Annotated in this window: 13 protein-coding genes and 2 pseudogenes; 9 read left to right on the top strand and 6 right to left on the bottom strand. The window is 41.2% G+C overall.

The features are described 5' to 3' along the window. Positions 1 to 102: 102 nt before the first annotated feature. The 4 genes from LC653_RS32060 to trpB all read left to right on the top strand — a co-directional run bounded on the left by LC653_RS32060 (position 103) and on the right by trpB (position 5,538). Positions 103 to 2,307: an anthranilate synthase gene (locus tag LC653_RS32060; RefSeq protein WP_229498649.1), complete on the top strand. Its 2,205-nt coding sequence runs from the start codon at positions 103 to 105 to the stop codon at positions 2,305 to 2,307. A gap of 112 nt (positions 2,308 to 2,419) precedes the next feature. Then, the gene (gene trpC / locus LC653_RS32055) at positions 2,420 to 3,304 is read left to right on the top strand and encodes an indole-3-glycerol phosphate synthase TrpC (RefSeq protein WP_229498648.1); all 885 of its coding nucleotides are present in this window, start codon (positions 2,420 to 2,422) and stop codon (positions 3,302 to 3,304) included. 135 nt (positions 3,305 to 3,439) lie between these two features. After that, complete coding sequence (gene trpA, locus LC653_RS32050; protein WP_229498647.1) at positions 3,440 to 4,246, top strand: tryptophan synthase subunit alpha; 807 nt, start codon at positions 3,440 to 3,442, stop codon at positions 4,244 to 4,246. A 38-nt stretch (positions 4,247 to 4,284) separates the two neighbouring features. After that, positions 4,285 to 5,538 (top strand): tryptophan synthase subunit beta, encoded by a 1,254-nt coding sequence (trpB, locus tag LC653_RS32045; RefSeq protein ID WP_229498646.1) that lies wholly within the window; start codon positions 4,285 to 4,287, stop codon positions 5,536 to 5,538. Between the two features lie 28 nt (positions 5,539 to 5,566). Here the strand turns inward: trpB and LC653_RS32040 are convergent. The 6 genes and pseudogenes from LC653_RS32040 to LC653_RS32015 form a co-directional block, all read right to left on the bottom strand. Then, positions 5,567 to 6,708: pseudogene (locus LC653_RS32040) on the bottom strand (IS630 family transposase). 142 nt (positions 6,709 to 6,850) lie between these two features. Continuing rightward, entirely contained in the window at positions 6,851 to 7,255 is a 405-nt protein-coding gene (locus LC653_RS32035; RefSeq protein WP_229498645.1) for a hypothetical protein, read from the bottom strand. Between the two features lie 91 nt (positions 7,256 to 7,346). After that, complete coding sequence (locus LC653_RS32030; RefSeq protein ID WP_229498644.1) at positions 7,347 to 7,523, bottom strand: hypothetical protein; 177 nt, start codon at positions 7,521 to 7,523, stop codon at positions 7,347 to 7,349. A gap of 133 nt (positions 7,524 to 7,656) precedes the next feature. Next, positions 7,657 to 7,887 (bottom strand): hypothetical protein, encoded by a 231-nt coding sequence (locus tag LC653_RS32025; RefSeq protein ID WP_229498643.1) that lies wholly within the window; start codon positions 7,885 to 7,887, stop codon positions 7,657 to 7,659. A gap of 54 nt (positions 7,888 to 7,941) precedes the next feature. After that, positions 7,942 to 8,313: a four helix bundle protein gene (locus LC653_RS32020; RefSeq protein WP_229498642.1), complete on the bottom strand. Its 372-nt coding sequence runs from the start codon at positions 8,311 to 8,313 to the stop codon at positions 7,942 to 7,944. A 16-nt stretch (positions 8,314 to 8,329) separates the two neighbouring features. Further along, on the bottom strand, positions 8,330 to 8,602 hold the full coding sequence (locus LC653_RS32015) for a hypothetical protein (protein WP_229498641.1): 273 nt from the start codon (positions 8,600 to 8,602) through the stop codon (positions 8,330 to 8,332). Between LC653_RS32015 and LC653_RS32010 the strand changes: the two genes are divergently transcribed. The 5 genes and pseudogenes from LC653_RS32010 (at position 8,580) to LC653_RS31990 (ending at position 12,618) form a co-directional block, all read left to right on the top strand. Then, entirely contained in the window at positions 8,580 to 8,957 is a 378-nt protein-coding gene (locus tag LC653_RS32010) for a ParA family protein (RefSeq protein WP_229498640.1), read from the top strand. The genes LC653_RS32015 and LC653_RS32010 overlap by 23 nt on opposite strands. 223 nt (positions 8,958 to 9,180) lie before the next feature. After that, a pseudogene (locus LC653_RS32005) lies at positions 9,181 to 9,474 on the top strand (integrase); the annotation flags it as partial. Beyond that, positions 9,464 to 10,504, top strand: coding sequence for a P-loop NTPase family protein (locus tag LC653_RS32000; protein WP_229498639.1), 1,041 nt, complete (start codon positions 9,464 to 9,466; stop codon positions 10,502 to 10,504). The pseudogene LC653_RS32005 and the gene LC653_RS32000, both read left to right, overlap by 11 nt. Next, a complete protein-coding gene (locus LC653_RS31995; RefSeq protein WP_229498638.1) occupies positions 10,491 to 11,492 on the top strand; it encodes a glycine zipper family protein in 1,002 nt (333 codons plus the stop codon). The genes LC653_RS32000 and LC653_RS31995 overlap by 14 nt, the downstream gene beginning before the upstream one ends. Before the next feature lie 88 nt (positions 11,493 to 11,580). After that, positions 11,581 to 12,618 carry a flotillin family protein gene (locus tag LC653_RS31990; RefSeq protein WP_229498637.1) on the top strand — a complete coding sequence of 346 codons (1,038 nt, stop codon included), beginning with the start codon at positions 11,581 to 11,583 and terminating at the stop codon, positions 12,616 to 12,618. The last annotated feature ends 163 nt before the right edge of the window (positions 12,619 to 12,781 follow it).

The following is a 12,781-nucleotide window of genomic DNA, read 5'->3' as shown; positions in this document are numbered from 1 at the left end:
AAATGATGGCGAGTCCCTTGCAGTGATAGGCGTAACGGAGGAGTACCATAAGTAGATTTAACATTGCCGAATGTACATTAAGAAATTTGAGAGGACTGACTAATGTATTTAGATACCCATAGCTATACAACCACAGGTGAAATTCATATATCTCGTTTTGTGATTGAGACTTCAATAGATACTGCTATTCAAGATAGCCTATCATGCCTTGATTCCCAACGTGGAGGCTTGTTTAAAAGTAGTTACGAATATCCAGGACGTTATAAAAGATGGGGAATCGGTTTTGTTAATCCACCTTTAGAACTTGTTACTCGCTCGAACTCCTTTACAATCACTGCACATAACGAGCGAGGCATGAAGCTGCTTCCTTATCTGACAGAGTGTTTATATCAGCATCCGCAACTAATGGCAATTAACTTGCAAAACTCTTCTATAACTGGATATGTCAAAGCAGCAGAACATCTCTTTTCAGAAGAAGAAAGGAGTAAGCAACTATCTATATTCAGCATTGTTCGTGAGATTCTATATATCTTTAATAGTCCTGAAGATGAGCATTTGGGGCTTTATGGTGCATTTGGCTACGACTTAGTTTTTCAGTTTGAGCAGATGCCAAAACATCTAACTCGTGCAGAAGACCAAAGGGATTTGGTACTTTATTTACCTGATGAACTGGTAATTATTGACTACTATCAGCAACGAGCATTTCGTTTGCAATATGAATTCGCAACCAAGTACGGTAGCACTGAGGGTCTGTCTCGCACTGGAGAACTTATTGATTACAGAGGTAAGCGTTATACCCCTACTCAAGCTTCTGACCATGCACCTGGTGAGTATGAAGAACAAGTTAAGAAAGCATTTGAATACTTCCGTCGTGGTGATTTATTTGAGGTTGTTCCTGGACAAAACTTCTTTCAATCCTGCGAAAATCCACCAAGTGAACTGTTCCAAACCTTACAGCAAATAAATCCTAGCCCCTATGGATTCCTCCTAAATTTAGGTGGTGAGTATCTCATCGGTGCATCTCCAGAAATGTTTGTGCGTGTTGAAGGCAGACGAGTAGAAACTTGCCCAATCAGTGGTACTATCCGCCGAGGAAAAGATGCTATTGATGATGCAGCTCAAATTCTTAAGCTCCTCAATTCAGGCAAAGATGAAGCTGAATTGACCATGTGTACCGATGTCGATCGCAACGATAAATCTCGAATTTGCGAACCTGGTTCTGTTAGAGTCATTGGTCGTCGCCAAATTGAGATGTACAGTCATTTAATCCACACAGTAGATCACGTTGAAGGAATATTGCGTCCAGAGTTTGATGCCTTGGATGCATTCTTGAGCCATCTTTGGGCAGTTACAGTTACAGGCGCACCAAAATGCTGGGCAATGAAGTTTATCGAAGAAAACGAACACAGTCCCCGACGTTGGTATGGTGGAGCCGTCGGTTATTTAACCTTCAAGGGCGATTTCAACACCGGTCTGACTCTGCGGACTATTCGACTTAAAGATTCAATTGCAGAAGTGCGAGTGGGTGCAACAGTTCTTTATGACTCCGATCCAGAAGCCGAAGCTCAAGAAACGCTCACTAAAGCTGCTGCTTTATTTCAGACACTCTATCAGACTAAATATAAAACTACCGATTTTTCACACAACTCTAATATTAACTCTCAACAAATTAGCACCGGGCAAGGCAAACGAGTCTTACTAATCGACCATGAGGACTCATTTGTACACACCCTAGCAAACTATATCCGTCAAACAGGGGCGACAGTCAAAACACTACGTCATGGCTTTTCAGAATCAGTTTTTGATACAGAACGCCCAAACCTTGTTGTTTTATCTCCTGGGCCTGGCAGACCGAGCGATTTCCGTGTAGCAGAGATAATTACTGTTTGTATCAAACGCCAAATCCCCATCTTTGGTGTTTGTTTAGGATTACAGTCAATTGTTGAAGCTTTCGGTGGTGAACTGGGAGTTCTCGATTATCCCCAACATGGCAAAGTATCTCGTGTTTCTGTCGTAGCGGCTGATTCTGTAATTTTCCAAAACATCCCACGATCATTTGAAGTTGGTAGATACCACTCTTTGTTTGCTATTAAAGAAAGTCTTCCTAAAGAACTCAAAGTTACAGCTATCTCCGAAGATGGCGTGATCATGGGTATCGAACATCAAACACTGCCAATTGTAGGTGTTCAGTTCCATCCAGAATCAATTATGACTCTCGCAGGAGGGGTTGGTCTGAGAATTATTCAGAATGCAGTCCATGCATTAACAACCAAAAAACTTGCCTCAATTCTCGCAGATTGCAAATAACTAACTTTAGCGGTGATTGCATTTGAGTGCTACAGACTCCAGTATTTAATAGCTAAACCGATAACTACTAACATAAATTTCTTTCACTCACATCCAAACTTCTAAAGACTATATGTCGAATCGTCAGTATCAAACAACCGAATTCCTTACTGCCATTAATAACCAAGTGACAGTACTATCAGGAAAACCCCGCCATATTCTTGCAGAGATTGTATTGTACAAACAACAAGAAGTCGCTCAAAGACGTAAACAACTGCCTTTAGAAGTCTTAAAAAATCAAGTTAGTGCTGCCCCTTCCCCACAAGATTTTCTTGGTGCTTTGCAAGATAATCCTTATAAACCCAGCTTGATTGCAGAGGTCAAAAAAGCTTCCCCTAGTAAAGGAGTCATTTGTGCAGACTTTGATCCTGTCAGGATTGGCCAAGCTTATGAACGCGGTGGTGCTACCTGTTTATCGGTGTTAACTGATGAGAAATTTTTCCAAGGCAGTTTTGACAATCTGCGAAAAATTAGAAACAATGTGGCACTGCCATTGTTGTGCAAAGAATTCATTATTGACCCATATCAAATTTATCTAGCACGGGTTAATGGGGCAGACGCTGTGTTATTAATTGCCGCCATATTATCCGATCAAGGTCTCCACGATTTTCTAGAAATTGCTCAATATTTGGGTATGAACGCTCTCATAGAAGTCCATACTCTCAGCGAACTTGACCGGGTGCTGGCATTACCAAATATACAATTGATTGGGATTAATAACCGTAATCTGGAAAATTTTAACGTTGACTTAGCAACAACCCAATCCTTGATAACACAGCATCAAGAAAAAATTACTAGCTTAGGGATAACAGTTGTAAGTGAGTCTGGTTTATACACATCGGCTGATTTAGCTAGAGTTGCCGAGTGGGGAGCCGATGCGGTTTTGGTTGGAGAATCTTTAGTCAAGCAAACTGATATAGAACAGGCTGTAAGCCATTTGTTAAATTCAAACAAGTAGGCTTTATTATCAACATTCAACGCTATTTCGTTACATCCAAGAGGTTAAACTTTACCTCAAGCTCTGATGTATTTATTAGCCTGAACTCTCAGTCAAAATTTCAAGTAATTTATTAACTTTCAGTGGTTCATCAATATGGCTTCTATTTCGCAACACTTTGAATATTTACGTGCAAACAACCAGTGTGCCTTAATTCCCTTTGTGACGGCTGGCGATCCTAGCTTAGATATCACAGCAGAAGCTTTACGCGTTTTAGATACTAGCGGTGCTGACTTTATTGAATTGGGAATTCCATACTCAGATCCCCTAGCAGATGGCCCTGTGATTCAGGCAGCTGCAACCCGTGGTTTAAAACAAGGGACTCGATTAGCTCACGTTTTACAAATGGCTCATACAGTCGTTTCTGGTTTGCGATCGCCAATTATTCTGTTTACTTATTACAACCCAATTTTGAATTTGGGCGTTCAGCAGTTTCTAGAACTTGCTGCTGCATCAGGAATTAAGGGGTTAGTAATTCCTGATTTACCTTTGGAAGAAGCTAATGAAGTACTACAACTTGCTGATGCTGTTGGCATTGAAGTTACATTGTTAGTAACTCCTACAAGTTCAAAAGAGCGGATTGAAGCGATCGCCCGTCAATCTCGTGGATTTATCTACCTGGTAAGCGTTACAGGCGTAACTGGTGTGCGCTCCCAAATGGATACTCGTGTTAAAGATGTCATCAGAGACATTCGGAGTGTAACTAACAAACCTATTGGTGTTGGTTTTGGCGTCTCTGAACCAGAACATGCTCGTCAAGTAAGAGATTGGGGTGCTGATGCTGTCATTGTCGGAAGTGCCTTTGTGCAACGTTTAGCAGAAGGTACACCATACCGAGGACTGCAAGCCATCAAAGATTTTTGTAACGATTTGAAGACATCAATTACCCTTGCCTTGAGATAAATATTTACGCAAACACACGATAAAAGTTCGGAGATTTTATGTTATTAAACACACAAACCATTGCTCTTTCAACTCCACTAAACAAACAGCAACCTAATGCACTTGGTAGATTTGGCCAATTTGGTGGTAAGTATGTACCAGAAACTTTAATGTCGGCTCTTACTGAGTTAGAAACGGCATTTCAAAAATACCACAACGAGCCGCTATTCCAAAATGAGCTTCAGGAAATGCTGCGGGATTACGTTGGACGTGCTACCCCCCTCTACTTTGCACAACGACTCACTGCCCGCTACGCTAGACCTGATGGTACAGGGCCGCAGATATATCTCAAACGTGAAGATTTAAATCATACAGGAGCGCATAAAATTAATAACGCTCTAGGGCAAGTACTTTTAGCCAAGCGCATGGGCAAACAGCGCATTGTTGCAGAAACAGGAGCCGGTCAGCATGGTGTAGCCACAGCAACTGTATGCGCTCGTTTCGGTCTACAATGTGTGATTTACATGGGCATTCACGATATGGAACGGCAGGCCCTCAATGTATTTCGGATGCGCCTGATGGGAGCAGAAGTTAGACCCGTAGAAGCAGGAACAGGAACTCTTAAAGATGCAACCTCAGAAGCAATTCGGGATTGGGTGACAAATGTGGAAACAACCCACTATATTTTGGGATCAGTTGCTGGGCCACATCCCTACCCAATGATGGTACGATACTTTCAAGCAATAATAGGTCAAGAAACTCGCGCTCAAGCCCTAGAAAAATGGGGAGGATTACCAGATATTCTTCTAGCTTGTGTCGGTGGAGGTTCTAATGCGATCGGACTTTTCCATGATTTTGTAGATGAGCCATCTGTACGCCTAATTGGAGTTGAGGCGGCAGGTGAAGGTATTGATACCGATAAGCACGCAGCAACTCTAACACGAGGCAGAGTAGGAGTTCTGCACGGTGCTATGAGTTATGTGCTACAAGATGAGGATGGTCAGATTGTAGAGGCACATTCTATCAGTGCTGGTCTAGATTATCCTGGTGTTGGGCCTGAACACAGTTATCTCAAAGAGATTGGGCGGGCTGAATATTACAGCATCACAGACCAACAAGCTTTAGCCGCATTTGAGTTGATCTCTCAACTAGAAGGAGTTATTCCCGCCCTGGAAACGGCTCATGCGATCGCATACTTGGAAATACTTTGCCCACAACTAACTGGTAGTCCCCGAGTTGTGGTCAACTTTTCTGGACGCGGAGACAAAGATGTACAAACTGTTGTCAAGTTTCTTAACCTAAATCAAGCTTAAGTATTTAACCCAAGTTGCTATAGGACTCCTATTTGATTTTTGAATAAGCTCCGTACATCTGTAGAGTGTCAAAATCACTCGTTTGTGTGTCTAATAAACCACTCAAACATCCATTTTAAATGCGAAAATGAATGAATCAAGGCACAAAAACGCCTAACCCATGTTTTAGCTTGTAACCATATATCTTCAATCGGATTTTGTACCGGGCAATTAGGAGCTTTAGCGTTCACAATGTATAATACATTGTTCTTGTGGTAAATCTCTATTTAGAGATTCCAAAAAAGCTTTGATTTTATTGGAACGATGGGAAGTTGCTCCGTCCCAAAAAATTAGTAATCTTTGGTCAGGAGATTGAGTTATTAAATATTGCAGGTAATCAATAGTTGATTCGGAATTCCCGGTATCGTAGGCTTTCAGTAGTAACTTTCCTTCAACATAATCAATTGCACCATAATATGTTTGTTTCTCTCGTTCGTTAACTACACCGAATGGCTATTTCTTGGTCGCTTGTTCCCCAAACATAACCACTCAAATCTCCCCACATTAAATGACACTCATCAATTAACAAGACCCTGAGTTCTCCAGTTTCGATTTCAACTCTTCGTTGTGCCAACAACGTTTGAATCTTTTTTTTTTCGCAACAGCTTCGCTCTTCAGCATTTGGATTCAACTTTGTTGTTTTTTTCCAGCTAATTCCTGCCTCACTAAATAAGTCGTAATAACTCTGCAAAGATTAAGTAAACTACGTTGTACTCAAAAGCCAACTTGTATTCTAACTCCCCTAGTTCCCAGCAATTCTTAGATTGTAACCAACTCGGCACCTATAAGCGCTCGGACAAACTTAAATAGCTTTTTCTCCCTTTATAGTTCAATCTTAAGCCTTCAATTCCATGTCTGTTGTAGGCTTGTTTCCAGCCTGTTATTGACCCTCGTGATCCGCCTAAAATTGACTGAATTTCGTCGTACAAGTAACCTTGATAAATTAGGGGGAATTGCCTATGCTTTTCTTGCCTCACGAGAATCTCGACATTGTGCAATCAAGTCGTCTAAGCCTGCGATCGCACTAACCGTCTCGTCCGGTATTGTCGCACAAAGTGCTGTTCCGTCTGTTGACTGTTGCTGTAGTACTTTCGTTGTGGATCTGGCAAATTGGAAACACTGGCTTATCATTGTTCTCAGTTAGACTTGTACACCCAGCAGTATTTTCTCGTACTTCTGTTCAAAACTCAAGTAGGAGTCCTATAGACGTGGTTTATTACTAAAACTCCTAATTTATTTATTGCAATCAATTAAAACTCTTAAGTAGGTCAACCTAATTAAACGTAAAACGCTCAACTTGATACTGTCCGTGGTTAGCTCGGTTATTTATACCATCAATAATAGCGATCGCTAATTCATATTCATCCTCAAAAACTTGACCAGCAAGCTCGTCACGCTTGAGATGCAACCATTCATCTTCAATCCGAGCTAAAGCCTGTTCCCAGATTTCTCGCCACTCTGTTTGCTCGTTGTAGGATGCCATAACTAATTCCGACCCTACCCATACCCGACAGAACAACACATTTTCATCTGTCCCTGGCTGTGGTTGTAGTGTGATGGGAGAATATAATTGTTGTGGGGTCAAAGTTGCGATCGCCGCAAGTATGCACTTTGAAAAATGCGTATCGTAGCCTGATTCTAAGATATACGTCCGGTCTGCTTGAATAGTTATTAGCAACTTGCAGGTTTCTTTCTTACGGCGTTCTGTATTCTCAAACCGCAGTTCTTTAAGATATCCAGTTAAGGCAGTTTGAGGAACAGCAGTCGGTTCACCATTTAGCTTGTACCACAGCCCTCCGTGCTGACGATTGCAGTAGATGAGAGCAACTGCCAGCTTCAGAGTGCAATCCCAGTTTCGGCTTATTGATTGAAGCGACCAACTGCTTGAGTAATTCTTCCTGGCGCATTAGGACAGCGAGTAATTCTGATGTTTGTTCAGGGGTCATTTGTTTATACCAACATTTTCGCTTTAGTTGTGGCGAAGCCCTTTAGTCACCATGTATAAAGCGTAGAGCCAATAAAACAGCGCTCTTGATTTCACAAAAGCGCTTTTCACTAATAATTATTAGTAGTTACAGATTATTGGTGTGAATTAAATCTTGTTAACAACTCTTCACGAGATAAAGTAGATAATTCCAGTAAAACTCTGGCAAAGTCATCTGGAGTTAACTGTAACAAACTATCAACTACTCTTGAAAGTTCTTCATCCACAGAACCAAACCGGAATCTTAACAAGTTTTCTACAACATCACGTTGCCCTTGTTGTCTTGTAGTTTCTTCCCACTGTTGGTAAGCTTGCGACAAATTCATGATTAATTCCTGCTCATCAAAAACAATTCGCAATTCGCAATTCGCAATTCGCAATTAATTTCGATTGTTTATTTTATCTTTGATTTTTCGAGTAGAAGCAACTAGAATTTTTCCAACTTCTTTAGTTTCTTGAAGAAGAAGCTCAAACTTAATCTTCTCAACCAATTCCGATTCTATTAATATTTCTAACCAATACTCAGTTTCTCTTTCTTCTTTAAGTGCAATTTCCAATTTGCTGAGAAAGTCTTTATCAGATTGAGCAGATTGGGCTTCTCTAACATTAGCTCCAATGGAAGTACCACTTCGGAGTAACTGTTTTGATAATGTTCGACAAACTCCAGGCTTTTCATCTAAGAAAGTACAAGCTTTAACTATTCTTATCGCCAAGGCTTTGGTTCTATCAGCAATACTAATATTTTGATTCATACATTTGGTTCCTTTCTTAAAATTGCGAATTGCGAATTGCGAATTGCGAATTGAGCTTGGCTTTGCGTTGTGAGTCTGCAATTACGGTGAACAGTTTCAGAAAACAGTTGCGTACCTCTGACCTACTTGGTTGATTGCGAAATGGTTCCAAGAGCGCCGTATTGAGTACAGCGATTCTGCCCAACAATCCTAGATTTTCAGCTTGGGCAGTTGGTGCGCTCGTAAACAAAACGTCAACAAATCTGGCTTCATCAGTTACTTCCTTGTTGACTTCCACATTAGAAGCCATCAGCCAAATTTTCCAAGTTTGCATTATCGATGCCCCACCCCAGCGATCGCAAATTTGTTTAACAGTAATTGGCGCAGCAGATTTTTTAATCATTCCCGCAGAAGCATCGGTCAAAGGTTACGGTTCGCTCGTGCGGACGCTCGACTTACTAAGCGGATTGCGCGATGTCGGGGCAACGAATGCTGAAATCTTAGGTATACTACCCTTCCGCGACCGCTGGTTTAACACTCAAGCCCAAGAAAGTCGGGCTGCGGTAGATGGAATGTGCGATGAAGTAGGCGAAAAGTTAGTTCTACCTTCAATCCGCGAATCAGAACGCTATAAACAAGCCATCAACAAACGTATAACTCTCTAAAATCCCCATAAATTTCGCCTGGATGACACTGAATAATATTCCTAAGCCGTGACCAAAGTAGGCTCAGTATTCAAGATTACGAATAATTGCAATAAAGCCACAGCAAGGCTTAGAAGCGAAATAGGTGTAGAGAAGAATGGTTCTCGCAATCCGGGGGGTCTGGGATGTATACAGTCCGGCACATTTGAGGGAGGATCTAGTTTAAAGCTCTTGATTGACTGCCGTGAACACCTACGCGATCGCTGACAATTCCAACCCTGAGTCGCTGGCGTTAACTGAACCAGTACCGCTAACAATGCACCCAGCTGAAGTTTATATCAACAGTCTTGGGGAAGGTTCAAGGCGGACGATGCGGGAAGCACTCAACGCGATCGCCCAACTGCTAACTAATGGCACTTGTGATGCAAGCACTTTGGACTGGTCAAAGTTGCGTTACCAGCACACAGCCGCAGTTAGATCAGTGCTGATGGAAAAATACAGCCCAGCAATGGCGAATAAAATGTTGTGTGCTTGCAGGTCATGCGTCGCCAAGTACGACAAGTAAGTATGATCGGCGGGGGGAAGCAGCGAAGAAACGGGCGATTGATCTACTGAATGTGCCTTACAGTAGGCAGAAGTGGAATGGCAAGAAGCCTGATGAGCGTTTTCGTGCCTTCGCTTGGAACCGTTTAGTAGCGGGCGAAAATGGCGGGGAAAAATACAACGGTCAGGATTTTACTACCCGTAACATTTATTTTATTGATGCCCTGAAAGCGCAACAAGGAAAATTCAACAAAGATCCCCAACTCGTCGAAGAGTCTGGACTAGAATTTTTCGAGCGTCGGTTAGCAGAATTTCTGCTGGGGGAAAAATTCCAAACTCACATTGAAACATTTATTCGCAAAGCTGATATCCTTGCATCTCAGATGGAAGAAACTATACAACCGCGTTGTTCTGGTTTGCAACAAACAGCAAAAGAATTGGCACAAACCTACGAGGTAATTAAACCAAAGCTGGAAGAAGTCAAAAAGCGTAAAGATAAACTGTCAAAAATTATTGACAGATATGAAAGTCAATGCCAGGCTAAACTCTATGTGAGTTTTACAACAATGATTAATGCGTTACGGGAAGATTTACCTAATAAGTTAAAAGACCGTCCGCTGAATACATTACGAGGTCCAGTAGGTACAATCAAAGGGCATTTTTACCAGAAAGCCGCCTGTAAAGAAGCTTCCGAAATATGCCAGGACATCATCATATCCCAAGTAGAAGCTTGGGCAGAGAACCCAAAAAATCAACAAGGTGTACAAAAAACTTTAGAACCGATTCTGCAAACACTTCAAAATGATATCAGTGAAGAAGTTACTCAAATCGAAAACCGTCTGCAAGATATCCGCTTTCAAATGACTGATTGGAAACCAGGAATAGACGCTCCTAAATCGACGACTGGTTTGCTAGAGCGGATTATTTGTGCAGGTGCGGGGTTGGCACTGGGAGATGTCACATTAATCTTTGGGGGTGCTGGTGGATTTCGTGGAATGATTGGCTCTGCGGGTGGTGCTTTATAAGGTACAGTTTTTTGCTCCCGAACTCGGCTTTACAGATACGTGGCAACCATTAATTATACCAATTTCTGGAAGAGCAGTTGGCAAGTTCAATAATAAAGATTTTGGCGGAGGGGATTTACATAGTTTTCTTTTAAATTTTGATTCAATAAAACATCCACGCGTTCATTGTGTCTGTTGGTTTAATGCAGCACGAAATCTACAGGAGGTTATTCAGAAAACTCAACTCATTCTAGAACAAGAAAAGACTCGCTTTGCAGAAGAAAAATATAAACTAGAGCAAAAGCGACAAAAAGCTGAACAGAGAAAACAGCAGTTTGTTCGTGAGCTAGAGAGTGCTATTGATACCTGCCTTATCGATTGGCTACAACGAGCCTATAACTATGGTGTTAGCATCGCTAACCTGATAGATTCTGAGTCGCTTCAACGAGACGATACCTATAGTCGACAGCTAACCAATTCTCTAAAAGAGTCTACTGATGTTACAGCCAATACCCTGTTGGCAAGAATCTCCAAGTTACAGCAACAATATCAGCAATCTCCCTTGAATAGGCAAGATGAATCGATGATTCGGCAGAAGCTTACTTCACCAAAAGCAAACGTTGAAGTTGCCAGCATGATTTCAAAAGGAAAGATGGCAGGTTCAGCAGCTACAGGTGCGTTAATCGGTAGTGCAATCTTTCCAGGATTGGGAACATTTTTAGGTGCAGCCGTCGGAAGCATAATTTCAGTAAGCAGCGATTACAACAAAGACGTTGAGCAAACTAAATTAAATATCAAAGAAGCAGCAGAAAGGTCTGCCAAGACTATCCAGGGAAGACGACAGGATCTAATCAACTTTATTGTTAAGCAATGTACAACTAACACTAACTTACTAAATCTATCTGATCCAAACAATGCTTCTATTGTTTTTTGGGAAACTATATACACAAAATTTGCTTGCCTAGCTCAAGAAGCCAAAGATATTGCCGAAGTCATTAGGCTGTCTTAAACAAGAAATTTATCTTGAACTTTGATACTAGGATAACGTTCACTCTTTCAAACGATTTATAGAAACGCTAAGAAACTTTAGGAGCATTATGGTTGATCCAGTTACACTTGTAACTTCTACAGTACTTATCAATACTTTTCTCACAGAAGGCGTTAAAGTTTTAACGGAAAAATTAATAGAGTCTGGTATAGGAACAAGTGGTTCCGGATTGCCCCAGAAAGTTAAAGAAGATTCCCGCTATCAGGAAGCAATGTTGGCGTATACAAAACGAAGCTTGCAGTTGAAAGAACAACAACTACAAGTGAAACAGGAGTTTAGTCAACAAAAACTTCAACAAGATGCCTTCTCTGAGCAAGCTAAGATAGCACAGAAAGACCGAGACTTACAGTTGAAAAAAGAACAAGTAGAAGCGCAACGGGAGTTTAGTCAACAAAAACTTCAACAAGATGCCCTCTATGAGCAAGCTAAGATAGCACAGAAAGACCGAGACTTACAGTTGAAAAAAGAACAAGTAAAAGCGCAACGGGAGTTTAGCCAAAAACTGCTCAATTTGTTAGGGGAACGGCAAGCGAATACTAATAATCTTAAGCTCAGGGAAATTCAAAATGATTGGGATAATCATAATTGGTTTTCTAATTTAAATCGGCAAGAAACCGAGCAAATTTTAGGAAACAATCAACATCGGTTGCTAATTTTGGTTTCCAAGCCAGAAATTAGCAAAGATTGTCCAGATTCATTTCACAACAACCTCAAAACTGAAATTCGCAACGGAATTGGTCAGTTTCTCAGGCAGCATTATCCGCCAACAAATCCTTTGAGTCCCGTCGAATTTTATGGCGACTATTTCAAAAAGCCAATTCCAGACATTGGTGTGAGACAGTTGCAAAGCGTGATAGAAACAGTGCCTACGGCGATTCTCTATAGCGACATCAGCGACTACCAAATGAATTTTAACATTGTATTTTGGGGACTGCAAAGTAATAAATTTGTGCAGTTTTCCTTACCTAAATGGAATTGGGAAGATGCTTCTCAAGAACTTCAACAAAAAGGTAAACAAGAAAAAGAAGCTTTACGTGATATTCGGCAAATATTGTTAACATTCAGAAACTACTGGCTGCATTTATAGCAGATTGGTACTACCTACAAATTAATCCCGTCTACGAACTGGAGTTTAGACTAAAAGCGATATGAGAGAACGCAAATCAAATGGAATTAGAGATTAAAAATATTATCTTGTCAGCCTCAAAGCATCCGCGACCTTTAACAATTCTGTAGTATATCTGCTCCAG

Source organism: Nostoc mirabile CHAB5784 (genome assembly GCF_020829645.1).
Taxonomy (GTDB): Bacteria; Cyanobacteriota; Cyanobacteriia; order Cyanobacteriales; family Nostocaceae; genus Nostoc; species Nostoc mirabile.
Note: the sequence above shows the minus strand (reverse complement) of the source record. Positions and strands in the feature narration are given on the sequence as shown.